Genomic DNA, 24973 nt, shown 5'->3' with positions numbered 1-24973 from the left:
CTAGGGTGGTCGATCGAGGAGGAGTCATGGGGCAGCGGGTGCAGCGGTTGGCGGCGTACGCCGTCATCGTGCGCGGCGACGAGATCCTGCTGAGCCGACTCTCCGAGCGCGTCACGAAACACGAGCTCTGGACCCTGCCCGGCGGCGGGGTCGACCACGGCGAGGACCCGCGCGCGGCCGTCGTGCGCGAGATCCACGAGGAGACCGGCCTGGAGGCCGAGGTCGGCGTGAGCGCCCACGTCTTCTCGATGCACCTCGAGGACACCTGGCGGCGCGGCCGTCGGGTCGACGCCCACTCCGTGCGGATCGTCTATGACGGGTGGGTGGCCGCCGATGCGCCGGAGCCTCACGTCGTGGAGGTCGACGGGTCGACGGTCGAGGCCGCCTGGAAGCCGTTGTCGGCGGTGCTCGACGGCAGCGTGCCGACGGTCAGCCTGGTCGGTGAGGCACTCGGCGTGCTCATGCCGCACCAGCGCCAGCGGGTCGCGGCCTACGCCTACGTCGAGCGCGATGGCGCGCTGCTGCTGACCCGCAACTCCGTGCTCGGCCCGCACCCGGGGGTGTGGACCTTGCCGGGCGGCGGGGTCGATCACGGCGAGTCGCCCGCGGCGACCGTGGTGCGCGAGCTGCACGAGGAGTGCGGCCTCGACGGCACCGTCGGCGACCTCCTCACCGTCGACGACCACCACTTCACCGGCGAGGCGCCCAACGGTCGGCGCGAGGACTTCCACGCGATCCGGATCGTCTACCGGGCCACCGTGCCCGAGGGCGTCGAGCCGCAGGTCGTCGAGGTCGACGGCACGACCGACGCCGCCGAGTGGGTACCGCTGGCGGAGCTCGGTGCCGGTCGGCGAGAGGTCAGCAGCCTCGTGGCTGCCGCCCTCGCCGCCGCCCGTCGCTAGTCGCCCTCAGTCGTCGTTCTGGATCAGGCCGTACTGGTAGTCGAAGGGGTCGATGGACCCGTTCACCGGGTCGCTCAGATCGATCTGGAAGTACTCGTCGTCCTCGAAGTCCTCGTCGCCCTTGATGACGACATAGACGGTCTTGGAGGTGACGCCCTTCGGGAAGCTGACCTTCGTGGGCTTCTTGTTGACGAAGTCCTCACCTGCAGTCGCGAAGCCGACAAGACCCTCGGTGAAGTACCTCACCGAGCCGGCGACCGTGGTGCTGCCGTTGCGGGTGATGGTGAAGGCCATCTTCGAGGTGCCCGAGTCGCCCTCCGGGCCGAGCCCGCTGCTCACGGTGTACACCGGCGGCTCGCCAGGGTCGTTGTTGACGATCGTGCCGACGCCGAAGGGATCGATGAGCTCGCCTTCGACCTGGTCATGCAGTTGGACGGAGAAGTTCTCGTCGTACTCGGCCAGGATGTCGCCCTTGACCTTGACGCTCACGACCGCAAGGGACTGGCCGACCGCGAACTTGACCTTGTAGTTCGTTCGGGCAACGAAGTCACCCGGCGAGAGGGCGGAGAACTCGTCCCCAGGATCGTCGTTGACCGTGGTGAACCGCACCGACCCGGCCACGCTGTTGATGTCCCCCATCCGTGAGACCACGAAGTTCATCGTGGTCTTTCCCGAGTCGCTCTCCTCGATGGAGGCGTCCGACACCAGGTAGTAGGCGGCGGCATCAGCGTTCGCGGGCGGGGAGACACCCGCGAGGGCGCCCAGCGCGAGAGCTGCAGACGCCGCGATGCCGAGACCGATGCGGGCGGAGAAGGACCTGGCCATGAGAAACCCCAATCGAAGGATGAAGGCGGCCCGGCCCGCAGGGAGTGCGGGAAGTCTCACCCGCGCGGAGAGATGGCGTCAACCCATCCCACCTGTGATCTGGGAGTCACGCCGAGCGCCGATGCAGCCGACGCCGTGCTCGTCCCTCGGTGGGCCTAGTCGTCGTTGTCGATCCGGCCATGGGCGTAGGAGAAGGGGTCGATCTGCCCGTTCACCGGGTCGCTGAGACCGACCAGGAACTGCTCATCGTCCTCGACATCGGTGTCGCCCTTGATCGTGATGTAGACCTTCTTGGTCGTCACGTCCTTGGGGAAGCTGACCTTCGTGGGCTTCTTGTTCACGAAGTCCTCGCCAGGAGTCGCATGGTCTTGAATACTCATGGTGTAGTAGCGCACCGAGCCAGCGACCGCGGTGCTGCCGAGGCGGGTGATGGTGAAGGCCAGCTTCGAGGTGCCCGAGTCGCCCTCCGGCCCGATCGCGCCGCTCACGGTGTAGGCCGGCGGCAGCCCTGGGTCGTTGTTCGCGATGGTGCCGACGCCGAAGGGATCGATGAGCTCGCCCTCGACCGGGTCGGACAGCTGGACCGAGAAGTTCTCGTCGTACTCGGTGAGGATGTCGCCCTTGATCTTGACGGTGGCGATCGCGATGGACTGGCCGACCGGGAACTTGACCTTGACGTTGGTCCTGCCGACGTAGTCACTGGGCGAGAGGGCGGACGCCGAATCCCCAGGATCGCCGTTGACCGTGGAGAACCGCACCGACCCGGCCACGCTGTTGACGTCGCCCAGCCGTTGGACCACGAAATTCATCGTGGTCTTTCCCGAGTCGCTCTCCTCGATGGAGGCGTCCGACACCAGGTAGTAAGCAGCGGCATTGGCGTGTGCGGGCGGGGAGACAGCCGCGAGGGAACCCAGTGCGAGAGCCGTCGCGGCGGTGATGCCGAGACCGATGCGGGTGGAGACGGACGTGACCATGGAAACCCCAGTTCGAGGGAAGTGGAGGCGGCCCGGCCCGCGGGGAACGACGCCAGTGTCACTTGCTCGATTTGAGTGCGTCAAGAAAATGTAGTCGAAGGGATGACTGCCACGCCGCAGCGCCGAATCGAGCCCCCTCGAGCGTCAACAAGCCCTGGCGCGGCGCTAGGTTTGCCGGGTGAGTGAAACCGTCTTCACCTATGCGGCGCCGGCTCTGAAGTTCGGCCGGGGCGCCTCGCGCGAGTTCGGCTGGGACCTGACGACCTGGGGCGCGCGGCGCGTGCTGCTCGTGACCGATCCCGGCGTGGCCGCCGTGGGGCACGCCGCCTCCGTCGCGGAAGGGTTGGTCGCGCGCGGGCTGAGCGTGACGACGTACGACCAGAGCCGGGTGGAGCCGACCGACGAGTCGCTGACCCATGCGGTCGAGTTCGCGCGTGACGCTGGGCCGTTCGACGCGGTCGTCGCCGTCGGCGGCGGGTCCTCGATCGACACCGCGAAGGCCGTCGCGCTGCTCGTGACCAACCCGGGCGACCTGATGGACTACATCAACGCACCGGTCGGCAAGGCCCGCGCGCCACAGCACCCGTTGCTGCCGCTCGTCGCGGTGCCGACGACCACCGGCACAGGCAGCGAGAGCACGACGATCTGCGTGATGGACGTGCTGTCGCTGAAGGTGAAGACCGGCATCAGCCACGCGGCCCTGCGGCCGCGGCTGGCCGTCGTCGACCCCGACCTCAGCGCCACCCAGCCGCCCAACGTGACCGCCGCTGCCGGCATGGACATCTTGTGCCACGCGCTCGAGAGCTACACCGCGCGGTGGTACGGCGACTTCGACGCCAAGACGCCCGAGCAGCGGGTGCCCTACTGCGGCTCCAACCCGATCGCCGACCTGTGGTCGGAGCGGGCGCTCGGGCTGCTCGCCGGTGCGTTCCGGTCGGCAGTGCGGGAGGGCGGGATGGCTCCTGAGGTGGCCGAGCAGATGGCGATGGCGGCGACCTTCGCGGGTCTCGGGTTCGGCAACGCGGGGGTGCACATCCCGCACGCCAACGCCTACCCGATCGCCGGTCGGGTGCGGGACTTCCGGCCGGCCGGCTATCCCCAGGACGAGCCGATCGTGCCGCACGGCATGGCGGTCGCCCTGACGGCGCCGGAGGCCTTCCGCTTCCTCTTCGACGCCTCGCCCGAGCGACACCTGCGCGCGGCGCGGCTGCTCGACCCGGCGGCCGAGGGCAACGACGCCGACGTACTGCCCCGCACGCTCGCCGCCTTGATGCGCGATGTCGGGATCCCCAACGGCCTCGGCGAGGTCGGCTACGGGGAGAGTGACGTCGACGACCTGGTCGAGGGCGCGATCAAGCAGCAGCGGCTGCTGGCGACCGCTCCGAAGGAGGTCACCGAGGACGACCTGGCCGGCATCATCGGCGCCTCGCTCGTGCACTGGTGAGCTGCTGACCTCCGGTCAGCTGAACGCTGCGGGGACCGTGCTCTGCCCGACCTGGTTGCGGCCCCAGCAGGTCACGCCGCCGTTGGCCTTCACCGCGCAGCTGTGGTCGGTGCCGACGCTGACCGACCGGAACGACCCGGCAGGCGGGGTCGCCCGGCCGTAGGCGTCGGAGCCCCAGCAGTCCAGCTGGCCGGCGGCGCGCACGCCGCAGTTGTGGTTGGCCTGGGTGCTGAGGCTCGTGAAGGCGCCCGTGGGGCTGGCGGCCTGGCCGAGCGAGCTGTTGCCCCAGCAGACGATCGCGCCGCTGTGGCGCAGGGCGCAGGTGTGGCTGGTGCCGGCGGCGACCGTCTGGAAGCGGCCGACGGGCGGGGTGGTCTGGCCGGAGCCGCCGCTGCCCCAGCAGGCGATGACGTAGGTGACGCGGAGCCCGCAGGTGTGGGCGCCGCCCGCGCTCACCTGGAGGAAGGTGCCGACGGGTGGGGTGGCTCGGCCGGAGCCGTTGTTGCCCCAGCAGGCGACGGTGCCGTCGGTCCGCACGCCGCACGTGTGGTCGGCGCCCGCGCTCACCGACGAGAAGGTCCCCGAGGGCGCGGTGGCCTCGCCGAGCGTGTTGGTGCCCCAGCACATGACGACGCCGGTGACCCGGACCGCGCACGCGTGACCGCCGCCGTTGCTCACGGAGACGAAGGCGCCCGAGGGTGCATCGGTGACGACCGGGTCGCTGGCCAACCCCCAGCAGCTCACCGTGCCGTTGGACTGCAGCCCGCAGGAGCTCGTGACGCCGCCGCTGACCGCGCGCATCCGGTAGGTCGTCGCCGCCGGTGGCGTCCCCTCGCCCTCGTCGTCGGTGCCCCAACAGGTGGCGGTCCCGTCGGACTTGATCCCGCAGCTGTGGTCGTAACCGGACGACACCGTGAGGAAGGTGCCGGGCGGCGGTGCGACGATGCCGCCCCAGCAGACGGCGATGCCGTTGGTCTTGATCCCGCAGCTCTGGAGGCCGCCCGCGGAGATCGACACGAGCGGGTCGGTCGGCTCGGTCAGCTGCCCGAAGAAGTCGCTGCCCCAGCACTCCGCGATGCCGTTGGGGCGCAGGGCGCAGTTGTGCAGCTCGCCCACAGCGAGGCTGGTGAAGGTGCCGGTGGGTGCGACGGTCTGCCCGAAGAGGTTGTCGCCCCAGCACTCGATGGTGCCGTCGGTCTTCAGCCCGCAGGTGTGGCTGCCGCCGGCGCCCACCGCGACGAAGGAGGCGAAGGGGACCGCGCCCTGGGTGTCGCCCCAGCAGGTGATCCCGCCCCCGCTGGAGAGCGCGCAGGCGTGGCCCGTGCCCGCGGTGATCGCGGTGTAGCGCAGGGTGGTGACCGGTGGGGTCGACTGGCCGAGGTCGTTCTTGCCCCAGCACACGATGGTGCCGTTGGTGCGGATGCCGCAGCTGTTGTTGTAGCCGGTGGCGATGCTGGTGAACGTCCCGGGCGGTGCCGTCGCCTGCCCGTCGGTGTTCTTGCCCCAGCAGACCGCGGTGCCGTTGGTGCGCAGCCCGCACGAGTGGTGCCACGCGGCGTCGATCGCGGCGGTCGCGGCCTCGGGTGGCGCGGTCGCGACCGAGCGGCCGGCCTCGCCCGCCGACCGGTCGGCGTCGGCCGTCGGTGGGCTCCCGAGGCTCAGTGCGGTGGCCAGCGCGCAGGCCAGGACGACGAGGACTCGGGTCAGCGATCGGCTCATGGCGGCCTCCAGGATCCGTCGTGGGGGCGACGGGTGGAACTGTGGGGAGCCCTCACAACGTAACCGCGATCAACGCGCGGCACAGGAAGTCACTAGATTTGCGCAGGTGAGCGACGTCCGGGACCTGGTGGCCGAGCTGGCCCGTCATGGTGTCGACGCGGACAGCTCGCCCCTGACCCGCGCGCTCTACTCCTCCGACGCCTCGCTCTACCGGGTCCTCCCGGCGGCCGTCGCCCGACCCCGCCACCGCGACGAGCTCGAGGCGGTGCTGGAGGTTGCGGCCCTCGTCGGCACGTCGGTCACGATGCGCGGAGCCGGTACGTCGATCGCGGGCAACGCCGTGGGCGAGGGCATCGTCGTCGACACCCGCCGGCTGGACCGGGTGCTCGAGATCGACGCCGAGGCCCGCACCGCCCGGGTCGAGCCGGGCATCGTGCACGCCTCGCTGCAGACGGCGGCGGCGCCGTACGGGTTGCGGTATGGACCGGACCCCTCGACCCACACCCGCTGCACGATCGGCGGGATGGTCGGCAACAACGCCTGCGGCTCGCGGGCCCTGGGCTACGGCCGCACCGCCGACACCGTCGTCGCCGCCGACGTGATCTGGGGTGACCGGGCGGCCGCTCCCGGCGAGGTCGAGGCGCGGCTGGCCGCGGTCGTCGCCGCGGAACTCGCCCACGTACGGACGTCGTTCGGTCGCTTCTCCCGACAGGTGTCCGGCTACTCGCTGGAGCACCTGCTGCCGGAGAAGCTGTCGGTGCCGCGCTTCTTCGCGGGCTCCGAGGGCACCCTCGGCCTGCTGCGGGAGGTCACGGTGGCCCTCGTGGAGGAGGAGCCGCGCGACCTGCTGGTGCTCGGCTATCCCTCGATGATCGAGGCCGCGGACGCGGTGCCCGCGATCCTCGCCTCGGTTTCGAGGCTCGCTCCGCTCGCACCTCAACCAGCGGCGATCATCGCGTGCGAGGGCCTCGACTCGCGGATCGTGGAGCTCGTCCGGGCGCGGGGAAGCGCGGTGCCCGACCTCCCGCGCGGCGGAGGCTGGCTCTTCGTCGAGGTCGCCGGTCCCGAGCGGGCGGGCGGAGTGGCCGCGGTTGCCGCCGCTTCGGGAGCGTTGGAGGCCCGCGTGGTGCCGACCGCAGCCGAGGCGGCGGCGCTCTGGCGGATCCGGGAGGACGGCGCCGGGCTCGCGGCGCGCAGCCTCACACGACCGGCCTACTCGGGCTGGGAGGACGCTGCCGTACCTCCCGAGAAGCTCGGGGCCTGGCTGCGCGACTTCGACGTGCTGCTGCGCGAGCACGGGCTCGACGGAGTTCCCTACGGGCACTTCGGGGACGGCTGCGTGCACGTGCGCATCGACTTCGACTTCTCCGGCGGGCCCGGTGCCTTCCGCGAGTTCCTCGTGGCCTGCGCCGAGCGCCTCAAGGAGCACGGCGGTTCGCTCTCCGGGGAGCACGGCGACGGCCGGGCCCGCTCCGAGCTCTTGTCGACCATGTACGACGACACCTCGCTCGCCCTCTTCGCCGCGATCAAGCACGCGGCCGACCCGGCCGGCCTCCTCAACCCGGGCGTGCTCGTCGACCCGGTGCCATTCGACGCCGACCTGCGCCCGGTCCGGGCCGTGCTCCCCGTCCTCGAGGGGAGCGCCCTCGCCACCGGCGTCCACCGCTGCACCGGCGTGGGCAAGTGCGTGGCTCCGTCGCCCGGCGGGGTGATGTGTCCGTCCTACGTCGCGACCCGGGACGAGAAGGACTCCACCCGCGGCCGCGCCCGGGTGCTGCAGGAGGCCGTCACCGGCGGGCTCGCCGGTGGTCTTGCCGACCCTGCGGTGCACGAGGCGCTCGACCTCTGCCTGTCCTGCAAGGGATGTGCGACCGACTGCCCGACCGGCGTGGACATGGCGGACTACAAGTCCGAGGTCCTCCACCAGACCTACGCCGGACGCCGTCGACCGCGCTCGCACTACGTGATGGGGCGCCTGCCGCGGTGGGCGCGGCTCGGGGCGCCGATGGCGCGCCTCGGCAACGTCGCCCTGCGCGGCGGTCCGTTCGCCGCGTTGGCCAAGTCGGTCGCCGGTGTCGACAGCCGCCGGTCGCTGCCGCCGCTGGCGACGAAGCGGTTCCGCAAGGTCGCGCCGACCTGGACGCTGGAGAAGGTCCAGGGCCGGGCCGGCGGTGTGGACGTGTGGGTGTGGGCCGACTCGTTCACCGAGTACTTCCGCACCGGGCCGGGTCTCGCCGTCCTCGACTACCTGGAGAGCGTGGGCCTGACCGCTCGTGTCATCGACGAGCGCGCGTGCTGCGCGCTCACCTGGACCTCGACCGGCCAGCGCGATCAGGCGGAGCGGATCCTCGAGCGCACACGGGAGGTGCTGACGCCGTACCTCGACAGCGGGGTCCCGGTGCTCGGCATCGAGCCGTCGTGCACGGCCGCGTTGCGGTCCGACGCCGGTCTCGGCGTCGTGACGCTCGCCGAGCTGATCACCCGACTCGACCTGCCGCTGCCCGCCCTCGCTGGGACCCACGTGGTCGCCCAGCCGCACTGCCACCACTCCTCGGTCATCGGCTGGAGCGCCGACAAGGCGTTGCTCGAGCGGGCCGGCGCGACCGTGACCGCGGTGCCGGGGTGCTGCGGGCTGGCCGGCAACTGGGGCGTGGAGAAGGGGCACTACGACGCGTCGGTGGCGGTCGCGGAGTCGCACCTGCTGCCCGCCGTACGAGCGGCGCTGGAGGCCGACCCTGACACGGTGATCCTCGCCGACGGGCTTTCGTGCGCGCTCCAGCTCGACGACCTCGCCGGGGTCCGGGCGCTCCACCTGGGAGAGCTCCTCCGGCCGCAACAACCGGGTCGGTAGCCGGGTCGGTAGATTGACCGGGTGAACCCGCGCCACCGTCGACTCGTCATCCCGGTCGCGCTGGGCGCCCTCCTGATCATCGTCCTCGTCGCTGCCGTCATGAAATGAGCAGTCGCACCGACTCTCTCGATGACGGGCTCGCCCGGGTGCGCGACCACGTGCTCGACCCCGACTCCCTGGTGCGCGCGCTCGCGAGCGGCCGCCAGAAGGGACGCCAGCCGCAGTGGCGACGCGTCGAGCTGCGGTGGGTCGACCTGAAGGCAGGGCGCCACCTCCAGGTCACGGCCTACGACGCCACGCAGGCCCACACCTCTAACCACCTCGTCGGCGACGCCGCTGCCGAGGCTGTCGATGCGCTGCTGGCCGACGCCTTCGGCAACTGGCACGTCGAGACGACGACCGAGGTGCACCAGTCGCGGGTCACCAAGAAGCTCGACCTGATCACGCACTCGACCGCGCAGGCGGCGCCGGTCGAGGCCGACCGCGGACACGACCGGGAGAAGGAGCGCCTGCTCCCGGCCGACGACCCGGTGCTCGCCGTGCTCGGCATCGCCGACGCGCAGGGGCGGATCAAGCCGAGCCGGCAGGCGAAGTACCGCCAGGTCGAGGAGTTCGTGCGTCTCCTGGATACGGCGATCACCGAGGCGCTCGGGAGCCAGCTGCGCCGGCCGACGGCCGAGGACCCGCTCCGGATCGTCGACCTCGGGTGCGGCAACGGCTACCTGACCTTCGCCGCGCACCGCTACCTCACCGAGCAGCGCGGTCTCCCGGTCCGGTTGATCGGCGTCGACGTCAAGGAGCAGTCGGCTCAGCACAACGCGCGGGTGGCCCAGGAGCTGGGCATCGAGGCCGACTTCGTCGTCGGGACGATCCAGGACGCCGTGCTGCCCGATCGCGACCAGCGTCCCGACGTCGTGCTGGCACTGCACGCCTGCGACACCGCCACCGACGAGGCGCTCGCCCGGGCGGTCGCGTGGGAGGCGCCGCTCGTGCTGGCCGCGCCCTGCTGCCACCACGACATCGCGGCCCAGCTGCGGGCGGCACCGACCCCGGCGCCGTACTCCTCGTTGACGCGCCACGGCATCTTGCGCGAGCGCTTCGCCGACACCCTGACCGACGCCGTCCGCGAGATGCTGCTGCGGCTCGAGGGCTACCGGGTCGACGTGGTGCAGTTCGTCGAGAGCCAGCACACGCCCCGCAACACGCTGCTGCGCGCCGTGCGCACCGGTCGTCGAGCAGGTCAGGGCGAGCTGCGCCAGGACTATGACGACCTCGTTGCGACCTGGCAGGTCACGCCACGCCTCGCGACCCTGCTGGGGCGCGGCCCGGACGTGGGGTGAGCAGGTTGGAGAAGCTGCTCTCGGTCCTGGCGCTGCTGCCGTTCGGGATCGGTCTGACCGTCAGCGGTGACGTGGCGCCTCCCGATCGCGTCGTGTTCTCGTTCCAGGACGCGGAGATCATCGAGTCCAGCGGGTTGGTCGTCGAGGACGGGTTGTTCGCGACCATCAACGACTCCGGTGACTCCGGCCGCGTGTTCACGGTCAACCTGCGCGGGGAGACGGTCGCAGTGACCTCCTGGGACGGTGAGCCCACTGACGTGGAGTCCATCGCCCCGCTGCCCTCGGGCGACCTGCTGGTCGGCGACATCGGCGACAACGAGGAAGCCCGCGACTCGGTGCAGCTGCTGAAGGTGCCCTTCGGCCAGGACGGGCCGGTCGCCCCTTTCACCTACGACGTCGCCTACCCCGACGGCGCCCACGACGCCGAGGCGCTGCTGGTCCACCCGGTCACCGGCCAGGTGCTCATCGTCGACAAGGACATCATCGGGCGGATGTACGCCGCTCCTGCCCGCCTCGATCCCGACGGCACCAACGAGCTGACGGTGCGCGGCGACGACCTGCTGCCGATCGCGACCGACGGCGCGTTCTTCCCCGACGGCAAGCACTTCATCCTGCGCGGCTACTTCACCGCTGCGGTCTACCGGTGGCCCTCGCTGAGGGAGGTCGCTCGGATGGACCTGCCCGCGCAGGAGCAGGGGGAGGGCATCGCGGTCGACGACCGCGACCGGGTCTTCCTGAGCTCGGAAGGCCAGCACAGCGACGTGTTGTCGTTCGCCCTGCCGAAGAAGGTCCAGGCCGAGGTGTCGGGCACGAAGCGGCCTGACCGCGACGGTGAGCCGGGCACGTCGGCGCGCGACGACGTCGTCGACCAGGACGGCACCCGGCCGTACTGGCCATGGGCGCTCGGCGGGGTCGTGGGGGTCGTCCTGTTGCTCGTCCTGGGTCGGTCGCTCAGGCCGCGCCGGTGACGACCTACGACTTCACTGCACCGCTGTGGCGGTGGGAGGCGAAGGACGAGACGAAGTCCGGAGCCTGGTACTTCGTCAGCCTCCCGTTCGACGCCTCCGACGAGATCGAGGCGGTTGCGGGTCCGGGGAAGGGCTTCGGCAGCGTGCGGGTCGAGGTCACGATCGGCGCGACCACGTGGCGCACCTCGATCTTCCCGAGCGCCGAGCAGAAGACCTATGTGCTGCCGATCAAGAAGGCCGTGCGGGTGGCGGAGGGGTTGAGCGACGACGGCACGGCGCAGGTGCGGCTGCGCCTCGCCTGAGAACCAGGCGGAACGTGCCACCCTGGCCGTATGGAGATCGAGGCCGTCGAGGGCGACATCACCACACAGCAGGTCGACGCGGTCGTCAACGCCGCCAACAACGGGATGCGCGGCGGTGGCGGGGTGGACGGCGCGATCCACCGGGCCGGGGGTCCTGCTGTCCTCGACGACTGCATCCGGAGGTTCCCGCGAGGACTCGCGACCGGCGACGCCGGGTGGACCACCGCCGGTGAGATGCCGGCCAGCTGGGTGATCCACGTGGTCGGGCCCAACTTCAACGCGGGTCAGCGCGACCGCGGGTTGCTGACGTCGTGCTACCGGCGAGCGTTGGAGGTGGCCGACGAGCTGGGCGCCCGGACGATCGCCTTCCCGCTGATCAGCGCCGGGGTCTACGGCTGGCCGATGGCTGATGCGATCAGCGCCGCCGTCGAGACGCTCCGCGAGACCCCCTCCCAGGTCGAGACCGCACGGATCGTGGCGTTCGGCTTGGGCACGTTCCAACGTGTCAACGCACGCCTTGCAGAGTAAAAAGATCGGCCTTTTGACTGATTGACGATGCAACCACCGTCGATCATGCTGGCAGGGCTGACTCGGGTATCAGTGCTGCTGCGAAGGCATGGGGGACTCGATGTTGGTGTTGGTGTTGGGCGCGCTCGAAGTGCTCTTCGAGGACATCGGCATCCAGCTCACCGGCCAGAAGGAACGCTGTCTCTTCGCGATCCTCGTCGCCCATGAACGCCACGTGGTCAGCGCCACCACGCTCCTGCCCGAGCTGTGGCCCGACGGAGCCCCCGAGTCCGCCCTGGCCGGCATCCACGTCTTCGTCTCCCGGCTGCGTCGTCAGCTCGGTGATGTGCTGGCACCTCGGCTGACGACGTCGGGCAAGGGCTACGTCTTCGACCTCGCCGACCATGAGTCGGACATGGGTCAGTTCACCGCCCTGGTGGCCGCCGGGCGGCGCAGCCTCGACCGCGGTGAGCCCGACGAGGCCGCCAGCCAGATCAGATCGGGACTAGCGCTGTGGCGAGGCGACGCGTTCGCCGACATCAGCTCGCCGATGCTCCGGGCCGAGGCGACCCGGCTGGCCGACCATAGGTCGTCCGCGCTGGAGAGCCTGTTCGACGCCGAGCTCGCCGCCGGCCGTTCGTCCGAGCTGGTCCCCGAGCTCGACCACCTCATCAACGAGCACCCGTTCCACGAGCGCTTCTGGGCGCAGCGGATGCTGGCGCTCTACCGGTCCGGTCGGCAGGCGGACGCGTTGGCGTCCTACCAGGCGCTGCGCGCGCTCACGGTGGAGGAGCTCGGCTTCGAGCCGACTCCCGAGCTGCGCCGCCTCGAGAGCGCGATCCTTTCGCAGGACCCGGCGCTCGACCGCAACGGAGGAGCACCGGTCGTCGCGGGCAACGGGCACCGCAGCCGACCGCCGACCGACGTGCTGCCGCTGCCGCCGGCGCTGGCCAACGCGCCGGGGGTGGCGCTGGTCGGCCGCGACGCGGAGGTACGACGGCTGGCAACCGTCCTCGCAACCGACGCCGACCGCCCGGCGGGTGTGGTGCTGCTGGCCGGCGACCCGGGCATCGGGAAGTCGCGCCTGATGACGGCCGTGGCGCGGGACGCCGGTGCCGACCGCCACGTGCTCTTCGGCCGGTGCGACGAGGAGCCGCTGACGCCGTACCAGCCCTTCTCGGAGGGGATTCGGTGGCTACTGAAGCAGCACCCCGTGCGGTCCTACGGTGCCGAGGTCGACGAGGACGTCCTCGACCGGGTCGGTGCGCTCATCGGTCTCAACGGCACGTCGCGTGCCTCGGCCCAACCGGACCGGCTCGCCGCGTTCGACGCGGTCGCCGACCTGCTGCGCGCCCTGGCGCGCACCCGTCCGGTCGTCCTCGCGCTCGAGGACCTGCACTGGGCGGACGCCCCGACGTTGGCGCTGCTGCGCTACCTGGTGCGGCGGCTCGAGGGTGAGCAGTTCGTCGTGCTCGCCACCTGCCGCACCCACGCGATCGACGCGCCCGGACCGACCGCCGACGTCATCGCCGACCTGCGGCGCACCGCGACGGTCGACATCGTCGAGGTCGCCGGTCTGCCGCTGGAGTCGTCGGCTGAGCTCGCGGCCGTCGCGCTCGGGAGGGAGGTCGAGGAACAGCTCGTCGTCGCCCTCCACGAGGAGACCGCCGGCAACCCGCTCTTCCTCTTGGAGCTCGCGCGTCACCTCGACGAAGCCGGCCGTACCCGGTCGGCCCCGTCACGCACCGATATCGACCTGGTGCGCGGCGCCGCCGTGCCGCTGCGGATCCGCCAGGTGGTGGCTCGACGCGTGACGAAGCTCGGCGAGGACATCGAACAGGTGCTGGGGGTGGCCTCGGTCATCGGTCGCGAGTTCGACCTGACCCTGGTGGCCGAGGCAGCGGAACGTTCCCCGAAGAACACCGCCGAGATCCTGTCCCGTGCGGTCGACGGCGGCCTGGTCCACGAGGTACCGGGCGTGCCGGGCCGCTACGCGTTCGCGCACGCCCTGGTGCGGCGGTCGCTGCACGACCAGCTGAGCACCGCGACCCGGCCCGGGCTCCACCAGCTCATCGGCCTGTTGCTCGAGGAGAGCGGCTCCGGCACCCCTGCTCAGCTCGCCCGCCACTTCCACGAGGCCGCCGCCTTGGGCGACGTCGAGAAGGCGATGCGCTACTCCCGGCTGGCGGCGATCGAGGCCCAGCGCGCACTGGCCTTCGAGGACGCGATCGAGCTCCTCGAACGGGCGCTGCTGCTCGCCGAGTCCCGCGGGACCGCCCACGACCGGGCCGATCTCCTCATCGAGCTCGGTGCCGCGCGCTGGTGGGTCGGCGACGGCGAGGGCGCCGAGGACGCCTGCCGGCAGGCGCTGGTGCTCGCGCGCGCCGAACGCGACGGCGAGCTCTTCGCGCGAGCAGTGCTTGGCCGCTGGCGCAACAACGGAGCCGCCACCCAGGGGTTCGCCGCCTCAGCGCCCGACACCGAGCTGGAGGAGGAGCTCCAGGAGGCTCTGGCCGGGCTCACCGAGCACCCCTCGCTGCGCGCGGCGCTGCTCGGTCGCCTCGGCATCGTCAGCTACTGGTCGGCTCCGGTCGAACGCCGCCGGGAGCTGAGCGACAGCGCGGTCGCGCTCGCGCGCGCCTCCGGCGACGACGAGGTCCTGCTCGACGCCCTCACCGACCGCCAGCTCGCGTTGTGGGTGCCGGGTTGGGAGGAGCAACGGATCCAGGGGAGCGAGGAGATCCTCATGCTCGCCCGCCGGCTCAAGCAGCCCGCCCGGGAGGCCGACGCCCACATCTTCTCGGCCCTCGACCAGCTCTGCCTCGCCGACGTCGAGTCCGCGGACGACTCGATCCGCCGCTACCTCCACGTGTCCGCCCGCCTGCGCCAGCCCTACTACCGCTGGCACGCCCACTTCCTCCCGGCGCTGCGGGCCATGATGTCGGGACGGTTCGACGAGGCCGAGCGGTTGTCGCAGGCCGGTGTCGCCGAGGGCGTCGGCAGCGGCACCGAGGGGGCGGCCCAGCTGCACGGCCTGCAGACCTTGTGGCTCTTCTTCGAGTGGGGCCGGCTGCACGAGCTCGCGCCGCTCATCGACGACGTCGGCATCAGCTTCGGCGAGATCCCGGCGCTCGACGCCGCCCGCACCTGGATCGCCGCCGAGTGCGGCGAGCACGACAAGGCCCGCGGGCTCTTGGCGGACTTCGCAGCCACCGGCTTCGACAAGATCAAGCAGGACATCGCCTGGCTCGCCGCGCTCAGCCTGCTGGCCAGTGCGGCTGCCACGGTGGGCGATCGCAAGGCAGCGCAGGAGATCCACGACCTGCTGGCTCCGCACGCGGGCCGCAACGGCCTGGTCTGGGTCGGCTTCTGCAGCGGTCCCGTCGACTTCTACCTCGGCCTGCTCGCCGACGTGCTCGGGAGCACGCGGACAGCCGACCAGCACTTCGGCGAGGCGCACCGCCTGGCGACCGCCATGGGCGCCCAGCCGCTGGCGCTCCGGGCCGCGCTCGAACGGGCTCGGATCGGGCTGGGTCGGAAGACGACCGCGGCCAAGGCGCTCGTCGAGCTGGCCCGCATCCGGGAGGCCGCGGGCGACCTCGGGATGGCGGGCCTGGCTCAGCGGGCCGCCGACCTGATCGGCAGGGCTCAGAGCGGGTAGGTCGCCGTGAAGACCACGCGGCCCGGGTTGTCCCCGGTGTCGTCGTACTCCTCGTACTCGGTGAAGACCAGCCGTGCCGGGCGGTTGCCGACCAGGACCGGCTTGTCGACCGTCCACGAGGCGAGGCCGTTGTGGTCGACGGTGCCGGGCATCACGTGGGTGACGCCGACCCGTTCCCACGCCGTGTCGGGGAACGTGTCCGGGTCCATGCCGACGCGCGGCGTCTGGATCTCCCACGTCATGCGTGCGGGTCCCCGCACGCTCCCGACGTAGCCCTGGTCGTCGACGTGGCGGTGGTCGGTGGCCGGGGTCGACTTGTAGCTGGTGCCGGAGATGTTGAGGCGGCTGACCCGGCCCTTCTTCTTGGTGATGGTCAGGACCCGGTCGGGAGCCAGCTGCACCAGCTCGGCGACGACGATCGGCGAGAGACGGAGGTCGACGCCGTCGTCGTTGAGCGAGCTGGCCTGGAAGCGGGCCAGCGCCAGCTGCACGAACGGGAGATAAGGCTGGGCCTTGCCGTCGGCCGGACTGATCTGGATGTCGCAGTACCAGAGCTTGCGCTCGCGGTCGTAGTGCACGTCGTGGACGGCGGCGCCGAGGGTCGGCGGTGCTGCGCCCGGGAGGCTCGGGATGCCTTCGAGGAAGATGCCCGAGTCGATCTTCCGGTCGGCGAGGGGGAAGTTCGCGGGCTTCAGCACGGTGCGGGTCGGGACCCCGAAGCCAGTTCTGCCTTCCAGGTCCTTGCCCTCCCATCGGACGTCGCCCCACACCGGATCCATCCCGATGAGGGAGACGTAGGTGTGCAGCGGGTCCATCGCGTCGGGCTGAACGCCGGCGGTCGGGCAGATGACGGCCAGCTGCTCGCCGTCACCGGAGCTGAACCAGGGGCGCCCCAGCCACACCCGCAGGCGGTTGCCCTGCCGGGTGGTCGTGTCGGCGTTGGGTCGCTTGTTCAACGGTGTCCACTCGTACGCCGGGATCAGGTACTCGACCTGCGGCGCCTTCGGCCTGGCGGTGGAGAGCACGTTGACCGTGGTCGTCGTACGCTCGGTCTGCGTCGCCGGCTCGGTGCTGAACCGGCTGACCGGACCTTCCAGGAAGGTCAGGGTGATCGGGTGGCCCGTGGAGACGGGCGATCCGACAGGCACCCGGATCCACCCCGGCGCCGGGTCGTTGATGAGGAAGTCGGTGCCCTCCTCGTAGGTCACCCCGTTGTCGCTGATCCGCGTGTAGCCCGGCACGAGAGCGTTGTCGGCGAACTTCTGCTTGCGCAGCGGGCCGATCGCGGGGGTGATGGTCTTCGTGAACTCCTCGGCGAACCGGCTCACTGCCTCGACGGTGTAGGTGACCATCCGGTGCCGGGTGTCGTGCAGCTCGTGGAGTCCGAGACCGCGCACGGTGTCGGCCCGGATGGGGACCGGCTTGCCGTTCGCCGCCGCGATCGGGAACAGCTCGTGGTCGTCGCTGTCGTAGGTGAAGGAGCACGGCTGAGCATGGAAACCGACGGTGTCCCACGACGGGAGGTCGACGTTGTCGATGTCTTCGTGCCAGTCGGCGATGACGTTGACCCGGGCCGTGCTGCGACCCGAGACCTGCATTGTCCCGGTCCAGTGGGCGGCCGTCTCTCCGGGCTGGCGATCCGCGGCGACGTTCGCGAAGTCAGCGTCGACGTCGTCGCCGTGTGCGTCCTTGCGGGTTTGCTTCGTGGTGGTGAAGGTGGGCCGCAGCAGCGGACGACGTACGGCGTGCACGAGCTCGATCTCGACGCTCGGAGAGATCATCCAATGAGCGCCGGCGGCGACCAGCTTCTTGAGGTCGTTCTGCGCGCCGGTGCTGAGCCCGGCCTCGGCGGCGCCGGCGAGCAGCCACCGCCAGATCCCCATCCGGTCGACGTCGGAGGTCGGTCCGACACCGTTCAAGGAGAGGAACGAGCTCAGCTTGGTGCGCACCACCGTCGCCTTGGGCAGGAAGACCCGCAGCTCCTGGTTGCGTCCGAACGTCAGGATCCGGTGGGCGTAGTCGGCCTTGTTGGTGACGCCCCTCGGCTCGGAGAGCCGGATCCGGTTGGCCAGCACCGTGTCCCAGGTGTCGCCCTCGAGGTTCCAGCTCAGGTGGGCGGTGCCTCCCGCGGGCTCGTGTCCGCCGACCTTGGTGGTGCCGAACGGCAGACCGTAGAAGACCGCGCCGCGCGAGAACGGGTCGGGGAGGTGGGTGACGTTGACGAAGTCGTCCGGGTAGATCAGCTCGGGCGAGCTGTGCTCGTTGAAGGGGCTGGTCGGGTCGGGGTAGTAGTTGTTGGCATCGGGGTTGTCCAACCGGTTGCCGTCGCGAACCCGGAGGACCTCGTAGGTGCCCGGGTCGAGCCGGCCTTCGGGTGTGTCGAGGACTCCGGCCTGCTCGACGACGAGCTGACTGGCGACGGGCGGGACGAGGTGGCGGTAGGCCGGGTCGGCGTTGCCGGGGACCTCGTCGTAGTCGCTGCGGATCACCATCCGCAGCACGCCGTCGCCGGGCGTCGGATCCTCGTGCTTGAGCACGATCGGCGGTGGCACCGGCTCGTAGCGGCTGTAGACCGTCAGCGGCGTGGACCCACGATTGTCACCGTTGATGTCGGTAAACGGCTCGCTGTTGCCGGCGAAGTCCGCCGCCCGGGCCCGGAATCGGTAGGACCGTCCGTAGCGCAGGCTCGGGAGCTTCGGGAGGTCGGAGCCGGGCTTCGGCACCGTCGTGGTGATGCCGAGCTTGATGGCAGTCGCCTCGGACGTGTCGGTCCGACCGACCATCCCGTCGTCGAGGTCCTTCGCCAGCGCCCGGCCAGGACGCGGAGCGACCACGCTCCACCCGCTCCACTTGGCCAGCGTCTCAGGGACGAACACGTCGGGCAGCGGTGAGCCCTGGCCGTCCGTGGTGACCGCCATCGTCACCGCGCCCTCGTCCTCGACCTCGAGCGGGTCTTGGCCGACGGGGGTGTAGACCACGTTGCGCATCCCGAGCGGCGACCAGTGGCCGGCGGTGTCGTCCCAGACGTCGAGGTAGTAGCCGCGCACGAGGTCCTCCGCGTCGAGCACCGGCGGCTGACCCGCGAGGAGGAGATCGTGGTAGCTGCGCTGCCGCTTCATCTCCGCCTGCAGGCTGGAGGCGCGGCCCACCTGCAGGAGTACCAGACCTTCTGATCGCATCGCGGGGAGCGGGTGCCGGTCCGAGGTCAGCGGGCTCGCGACAGCTGCCTTGACCGACCTGCCGATCGTCGACGCCGCGCCGACCACCTTCAGCGCCGCCCCGTCGAGGTCGACGTCAGCGACGTCGTAGCGCCGGGGGTCGCTGAGGTTGAGCCGCCGGGCGAACAGCAGCGGGTCCTTGGTCCGCGGCGCGGCCGTGAAGGTCGTCGAGCGGTAGCGGGTGCGCGTACTGACGATGCGGCTGCTGTAGGTGGCCGAGCCCACCGGATAGAGCAGGAAACGGTCGTCCTTGATGAACACCTGGACCTCGGTGGCCGCCGTGTAGCTCGCGGACGGGGTCACCAGCAGGTCCCGGACCAGGCCGAGTCGGCGGAGCAGCTGGGGGTGGGCGGCGAGTGCGGCGATGCCTTGGTGGAAGTCGAAGTCGGGCGGCGCGGTGTAGGGCACGCGGTGCGTCCCCTTCGGGCGTGGGCGGTGCAGGATCTGGACCTGGGTGATGTCGACGCCGACACTGGCCGGGCTGTAGGCGTGCGGAGCGATGACGCCGATCCTGGGTGCCGGCCCGGACGGTACGGCGATCAGCTGCTCGACCTTCTGGTGGAGCCGCGAGCGGACCTCGTCGGTCGGGTCGGACGCGAACGTGCCGAGAGCGCCGCCCGCGAGCAGCGCGTGGGCCGTCGGGAACTCGGTCGGGTCACTGAGGCCGAAGGAGGTGTAGAGGTTCTTGAGGTACTTGTGGATGTTCGCCGCTGGGAACGACCGGAGCTTCTGCCCGTCGAAGTCCTTGAAGTGCAGGGGCTGGACGCCGCAGTCGTCGCGGAAGATCGCCTCCCAGAGGGACGGGTCGGGTTCGTGCGCCTCGTCGAAGGTCGCGTCGACGGGGTCGTCGCCGCCGAACTTCACCTGGAAGGTCAGGCCGGCCTCCTGCGAGAGCTGGACCCATCGCGCGAAGTCGGGGAACTGGCCGAGGACCGGGTGGGCGCCGTCCTCGTCGGTCTCGAGGCGCGGTGCGATGTGGACCGAGAGCCGCACCTTGCCGCCGGGTGCCCTGCCGTTCGGCAACGGGGTCAACGTGATCGTCTGGCGCCGCACCATGCCTCCTAGGTCTGTTTCTCGACGTCAGGCGAAAGCGCCCGCGTAAGTCTCGTAGTCGGTGTCGCTGAGCATGTCGGAGAACGTCGGGTCGCCGCCGCCGGCGAAGGTTCGTTCGAAGTGGAAGTCGACGCTGCCGCTGATGAAGAAGCAGTGCACCTCGACGCTGACCTCGACCTCGCCCCACACCACAGGGGAGGTCTCCGCGCTGTTGTTCTCGTAGGTGAGACCCATCGAGAACGTGAACGATGCGCCGACCGGTCCGATGTTGAGCTCGCCGTGAGCCTTGAGGTAGCCGGTCAGCTCGACCGACTGGCTGTCGTCTCCCGACTCGCCCGACCCGATCGCCAGGTAGACGCCGGCCATCACCTCGATGCCGGCGCTTGCGACAAAGAGGTCGAGCTCGAACTGGCCGCCGAACTCCAGGCCGATCTCGAGTCGCTCCACGCCGTCGCTGCCGACGGCGAGGTCGACCCAGCCGCCACCGCTGAAGATCATCACCGCGACATGGAACGGGCGCTCGCGGCTGGCGAAGGAGAACCGCAGTCGAGCGGGTGCACCGGTGAACGGGATCTCGACCGCGGCCCGGAAGGAGAGGTTGCTCAGGCTGAAGACGCCGATCGGGATTGACGGCAGCGCGAGGGTGATGCCGGCGGTCACCGAGGTCGGTGCCAGGACGATCGACGGACCGTTGTCACCGAAGGTGAGGAAGTCCTGCAACGTCCGGAGGAAGCTCAGCTCGGACCCGAACGTCACGTTCGCGATGTCGCAGTTGACGGTCGGCTTGCTGCCGTTGCGCGCGTGGAACGAGAACTCGCGGAAGTCGAGGGTCAGGAACGGCGTGCCGCCGAACATGATCAGGTCGAAGTTCCGCAGGCTGCCGAGGACGTCGGAGGTCGGGGGCGAGCCGTCCCCGGGCGTGACGAAGGTGGCGTGCAGGCTCAGCGTGGTGGCGGGCCTCGGCTGGAACACGGGGTGGGTCGCGTCGGGCGCCGGCACCAGGTCCCAGACGGCGTGGGTGTTGTCGAGGGTCCAGTCGAGGGTCGTCTTCAGCGTCGGCTGTGCCAGGTCGGGCTGACCGCCGACATCCTTGAAGGTCTGTTCGGTCTTCAGCACCGGTGTCTTGTCCAGTCGCCCGGCGCCGCCGTTGATGAGCGAGGCCAGGGGGATGCCGCCGAGCAGCTTGGCGCCGTCGAAGAAGGCAGCGGGAACGAACTCGTTGTTCTTGAACCGGTCGACGCCGCCGTCGTTGTGCTCCAGGTCGGTCGGCCCGCCCACGGCACCGCGGTTGCGGGAGATGCCACCGACACTCATGTCCGGCGTGAAGATGCCGGGGTGGGTACCGGCGACCGCTGCGCCCTCGGCGCCCTCGGCACCCTGGGCGAAGCGCAGGGGCTGTCCGTCGACCTTGAGGAACACCGACTGGGCGTCCGGGGAGCCGGCTCCGAAGCCGTAGGCGACATAGTCAGCGTCGAACAGCACGCGGCTCGTCGCGCCGGGTGTGATGGCCTGGACGGCCGGGATCAGCGCCTGGGCGCTCATCATGCGCGGGTTGCCGCGGGGCTGGTCGAGCTTCTGGAAGCTGGTCCCGGCGGGCACCGCGGCCGGTGAGATCATCCCGAAGTTCATCGACTCGAAGCGCAGCGTCGTGTCGCCGGGCCGGTTGCTCGCGGCGACCGCGATCCGGTGGCCGTCCAGCTTCGGCGTCGTGAGCGGACTGCCTTCGGGGATGTGGTTGTAGGCGTCGCGGATGACGGGCATCGCGCCCATCTCGTTGCCGAGCTCGTCGCCGTTGAGGGGTCCTGGGTAGTTGATGCCGGTGTTGGCGTAGGCCGCGGACACGGTCACGAACGCCAGCGGCATCGTGAAGGAAACGGGATCGCCGGCCCAGTCCCAGGCGGTGAGGGAGAACGGGTACGGCGTCCCGCCCGCGACGCAGAAGGCGGCGCCGCCGACGACCTCGGTGTCGTCGGGTGTCCGGAAGCGCTGGAAGGTGAGGTTCGGGGTGGTGTGCGTGTTGATGCGGACCCGGCGGAAGGGGAAGTTGCGGGCGTCGTACTGCATGTGCCGGGTGGTGCTGTCGGTGCCGTAGTGCTTGTCGTGCTTGCGGATCACGATGTAACGACGCGTGCGCAGGTAGGCGACCGGGACGCCCGTCGGGTTGGCCTCGAACCGGCGCTGGGTCTCCTTGATCAGGACGGCCGGGTGGCCGAACGGCAGCAGGTAGCCCAAGTAGGTCACGATCACGTGGGTGTCGCGGCCGATGCTGGCGTGGTGGATCCAGCTGCCGACGTTGATCCCGCTGCCCTTGGGCTTGTCGTCCTCCTGGCCCGGCGGCACGGGAAAGACCTCGGCCGGCGGTGTCCACGCGCCGTGCAGCTCCAGCGACGCCCCGGCCGAGGTGAGCATCAGGCGACGGGCCTCGACCGGAGAGGGGGTGGAGCCGGCGGTGTTGTGGTCGGACGTGAGACGCACGATCGCCTGCCGGTCGGCGACGGAGAGCGGCACCTGGAAGTCGTTGGTGTCCGACGGCAGGTCGGCGGGGTTGGGGATGTCGTAGTCGAAGCCGTTGCTCCACACCGCGTTGACCTTCGGGGCCCCGACCGGATACTCCGAGAGCGGGATGGCGGCGTCGTCCTTGTCGACCACGGCGGCGAGCCGCGTGCTCCACAGCTCGGTCCGACCGTCGAGGGTCTTGGGGTCGATGCTGTGCTTCCAGCCGTCGACGTAGGTGGGGGAGAGCGCGATGCCGTACGGCGCCCCGATCGAGGTCTCCAGGTCAACGGGCCCCCGGTAGGTCTCGACGTTGTCCTCGGTGATGCCGTCGGTGGTCAATTGGTGGAAGAGGTGCCAGTCCAGGAGGCCGGGGCGCGTCGAGTTGCCACCGAGGGCTGGGCGCAGGGTCGGCACGTCGTCGGGCACCTGGAACACCAGGCGGGTCTCGATGTTGGTCAGGAAGGCGCGCGACCGGCTACCGGCCACGTCGTCGGCTCCCGCCACGACGGGGTCGTAGGAGTCGGTGGCGGTCGACGTGGTGTTGAACGTCTGCTCGCCGACCGACTGAGGCGGGAAGTCGACGACGAGGAAGACGTCGTGCTCGGTGTTCTGGACGCTGAGGTAGGGCTCGCCGGACGACGGCAGGAAGAGCGCCATGTTGTAGAAGCGGAAACGCAGCACCATCGCGTCCTCGGCACGGGTGACGATGATGTAGTCATCGGCCCCCTGGAGGTCGGTGGTCCAGTCGGCCGCCGTCCACGTGCCCTGGGGTGCCTCGTCGAACCGGATGCCGCTGCGTGCGGCGACGGTGGCGATCGCGGCTGCCGTGCCGGCTCCGACGATGAGGCGGCGCCGACTCAGGCTGATCGGCTCGTCCGGCGTGCCCCGGTGGCGAGGTCCCTCGACGGTCACGGCTTCCCCTTCCCGGTCAGCTTCACTTCAGAGAGGCGTACACAGATCCCGCTGCCTTCGTTGCACACCCTGGGTATCGAGCGACCGACGGACGTGCCGAGGTGCGGCGGGGCGAACGTGACGGACACCGGACACGACGCGCCTGCTGAACAGCTCGGGAAGAGCGCGGTGTAGGCACCGGGGCCGTCGGTGTGCTCGGTGGTGCTGTCGAGGTACCAACCGGGATCGGGGGTGACGGTGTAGACCAGGGTCTTCGCCTGGGTCAGGCGCACCGATCCGAAGGACAGGCTCGTCGGCCTGGTGGTGGCGGGTGCGGTGCCGGTGCCGGTGACGCTGACCGGCGGGAGCTCCACGCAGAGGTCGTCGCCGGCCATCGGCTTGCACAGGGTCACGGTGATCGTGTCGCTCAACGCCCCGATGTGCTCGGGGTCGAAGTTGACGGGCAGCGCACACTGGTTGCCGACGCTCGTGCACTCGCCGACGTTGAAGTCGCCGTCGGGGTTCGTGCCCCCGTAGACGAACCAGCCGGGGTCGTGGGTGACCGTGAGCGTCTTGGAGATCCGGGTCCCGGCCTTCGTGGTCCCCATCTTGAGGCTGGTCGGGCTCGTCCCAGGGGCGACGGATGCTCCGCCGAGCCCCGCGCTCACCGTGGTGCACTCGATCTCGAAGGGCCACCAGTCCGACCCCGGCGGGCAGAGCGTGACGCGGAAGGTGCCGGTCGACGTGCGGATCTTGGTCGGTGAGTAGGTCGCCGCGTAGGTGCAGGTCTGCGGGCCGTTGCCGTCGCAGTCGCTGATCCAGTCCTGCGTGAACGGGTTGCCGCCGAGGTCGCCCGTGGTGCTGGCCGACTCGACGTGCCAGTCGCCCAGGACCTTCACGGTCACGGTCTTGGTGACGCTCGCGCCGACGTGCACCTTCGTGCCGAACTTGGTGGCGGTGGGGGAGACGGTGGCCGGGGCGGTGGCGGTCCCGAAGAGCGGCACGTTGACCAGGGAGCAGACGTCGACGGCCTTGCAGTACTCCACGGTCAGTGAGTCCTGCCGCAGGCCGATGTCGGTGCCGTTGAACGTCACCATCACCACGCAGGTCGCGCCGGCCTGGACGCAACCGGCACCGACGTCGCTGACCACGAAGGACGGGGGGTTGGCCGGGGAGAGGTCCGGGAGGTTCGCGATGTCGCCGAAGAACACGCCGGGATCGGTCTTGAGCGAGATCGACAACGTCGTGGGTACGCCGGCGGGGTGCTTGCCGAAGTCGAGCGCGTTGGGGCTCAGCGAGCCGGGGATCCGAGCAGAGCCCCGGGCCGCGACGTCGTACTGCGTGCAGGCCCCGGGCCCGTTGGGGCACACGGTGATCCGGAGCGTCGCGGTCTGGTTGCCGAGCCCGTTGGTCTCGACCGGCTCGAAGCTCTCGGTGACCACGCACTTGATGGAGGCGGTGCTGCTCTGGTCGAAGCAGGAGTCGGACAGCGAGGAGTGGAAGTCGCTGCCCAACGGGATGTTGGTCGCGGTGCCGACGTGGTAGCCCGGGCTGAGGGTCACCGTGACGTCCTTCGCGGCCGTCTGCCACATGTGGACCGCGCCCAGGTTGACCGACGACGCCGAGATCTTCGCGGGGGCGGCCTCGGCGGGCGACGCGGCGAGTGCGGAGAGCGCCGTGACGGGGATCAGCGTGGTGACCAACGCGATCCAGAACCTGCGCCCCATGGAGTTCCCCCGGCTGTCGTCGAGACCGTCTCGGACCTGCGCGGCTCATCGTGGTGCAGGGACCTTGCGGCCCGCTTGCGAACCGGTCATCCCAT

The 24973-nt window shown here is 70.6% G+C and carries 14 protein-coding genes; 8 read left to right on the top strand and 6 right to left on the bottom strand.

Annotated elements, in window-relative coordinates:
• Positions 1 to 26: 26 nt before the first annotated feature.
• A complete protein-coding gene (locus tag F0U44_RS13335) occupies positions 27 to 902 on the top strand; it encodes an NUDIX domain-containing protein (RefSeq protein ID WP_149728747.1) in 876 nt (291 codons plus the stop codon).
• Between the two features lie 6 nt (positions 903 to 908).
• Here the strand turns inward: F0U44_RS13335 and F0U44_RS13330 are convergent, their stop codons facing one another.
• Positions 909 to 1727, bottom strand: coding sequence for a Calx-beta domain-containing protein (locus F0U44_RS13330; protein WP_149728746.1), 819 nt, complete (start codon positions 1725 to 1727; stop codon positions 909 to 911).
• A 155-nt stretch (positions 1728 to 1882) separates the two neighbouring features.
• The gene (locus F0U44_RS13325; RefSeq protein WP_149728745.1) at positions 1883 to 2701 is read right to left on the bottom strand and encodes a Calx-beta domain-containing protein; all 819 of its coding nucleotides are present in this window, start codon (positions 2699 to 2701) and stop codon (positions 1883 to 1885) included.
• A 178-nt stretch (positions 2702 to 2879) separates the two neighbouring features.
• Here F0U44_RS13325 and F0U44_RS13320 point away from each other — a divergent pair, with 178 nt between their 5' ends.
• A complete protein-coding gene (locus tag F0U44_RS13320) occupies positions 2880 to 4145 on the top strand; it encodes a hydroxyacid-oxoacid transhydrogenase (RefSeq protein ID WP_149728744.1) in 1266 nt (421 codons plus the stop codon).
• Between the two features lie 15 nt (positions 4146 to 4160).
• Here the strand turns inward: F0U44_RS13320 and F0U44_RS13315 are convergent, their stop codons facing one another.
• Positions 4161 to 5864: a hypothetical protein gene (locus F0U44_RS13315; RefSeq protein WP_149728743.1), complete on the bottom strand. Its 1704-nt coding sequence runs from the start codon at positions 5862 to 5864 to the stop codon at positions 4161 to 4163.
• Positions 5865 to 5970: 106 nt separating this feature from the next.
• On the opposite strand from F0U44_RS13315, the gene F0U44_RS13310 reads away from it, so the two are divergent.
• The 6 genes from F0U44_RS13310 to F0U44_RS13285 all read left to right on the top strand — a co-directional run bounded on the left by F0U44_RS13310 (position 5971) and on the right by F0U44_RS13285 (position 15493).
• Entirely contained in the window at positions 5971 to 8715 is a 2745-nt protein-coding gene (locus F0U44_RS13310) for an FAD-binding and (Fe-S)-binding domain-containing protein (RefSeq protein ID WP_246160449.1), read from the top strand.
• Between the two features lie 104 nt (positions 8716 to 8819).
• On the top strand, positions 8820 to 10055 hold the full coding sequence (locus F0U44_RS13305; RefSeq protein ID WP_149728741.1) for a class I SAM-dependent methyltransferase: 1236 nt from the start codon (positions 8820 to 8822) through the stop codon (positions 10053 to 10055).
• The gene (locus tag F0U44_RS13300; RefSeq protein ID WP_223163673.1) at positions 10052 to 11023 is read left to right on the top strand and encodes a hypothetical protein; all 972 of its coding nucleotides are present in this window, start codon (positions 10052 to 10054) and stop codon (positions 11021 to 11023) included. The genes F0U44_RS13305 and F0U44_RS13300 overlap by 4 nt, the downstream gene beginning before the upstream one ends.
• Positions 11020 to 11325, top strand: coding sequence for a DUF1905 domain-containing protein (locus F0U44_RS13295; RefSeq protein ID WP_246160447.1), 306 nt, complete (start codon positions 11020 to 11022; stop codon positions 11323 to 11325). The genes F0U44_RS13300 and F0U44_RS13295 overlap by 4 nt, the downstream gene beginning before the upstream one ends.
• A 30-nt stretch (positions 11326 to 11355) precedes the next feature.
• The gene (locus F0U44_RS13290; RefSeq protein ID WP_149728738.1) at positions 11356 to 11853 is read left to right on the top strand and encodes an O-acetyl-ADP-ribose deacetylase; all 498 of its coding nucleotides are present in this window, start codon (positions 11356 to 11358) and stop codon (positions 11851 to 11853) included.
• 100 nt (positions 11854 to 11953) lie between these two features.
• The gene (locus F0U44_RS13285; RefSeq protein WP_188113470.1) at positions 11954 to 15493 is read left to right on the top strand and encodes an ATP-binding protein; all 3540 of its coding nucleotides are present in this window, start codon (positions 11954 to 11956) and stop codon (positions 15491 to 15493) included.
• On the opposite strand, the gene F0U44_RS13280 is transcribed toward F0U44_RS13285, so the two are convergent.
• The 3 genes from F0U44_RS13280 to F0U44_RS13270 are packed head-to-tail and all read right to left on the bottom strand — an operon-like array spanning position 15481 to position 24878.
• Complete coding sequence (locus F0U44_RS13280) at positions 15481 to 19767, bottom strand: hypothetical protein (protein ID WP_149728736.1); 4287 nt, start codon at positions 19765 to 19767, stop codon at positions 15481 to 15483. The genes F0U44_RS13285 and F0U44_RS13280 overlap by 13 nt on opposite strands.
• A gap of 24 nt (positions 19768 to 19791) precedes the next feature.
• Positions 19792 to 23172, bottom strand: a complete 3381-nt coding sequence (locus F0U44_RS13275) for a hypothetical protein (RefSeq protein WP_149728735.1) — start codon at positions 23170 to 23172, stop codon at positions 19792 to 19794.
• A complete protein-coding gene (locus F0U44_RS13270) occupies positions 23169 to 24878 on the bottom strand; it encodes a hypothetical protein (RefSeq protein ID WP_149728734.1) in 1710 nt (569 codons plus the stop codon). The genes F0U44_RS13275 and F0U44_RS13270 overlap by 4 nt, the downstream gene beginning before the upstream one ends.
• Between the last annotated feature and the right edge of the window lie 95 nt (positions 24879 to 24973).

Source organism: Nocardioides humilatus (assembly GCF_008373755.1).
GTDB classification, from domain to species: domain Bacteria; phylum Actinomycetota; class Actinomycetes; order Propionibacteriales; family Nocardioidaceae; genus Nocardioides; species Nocardioides humilatus.
Note: the sequence above shows the minus strand (reverse complement) of the source record. Positions and strands in the feature narration are given on the sequence as shown.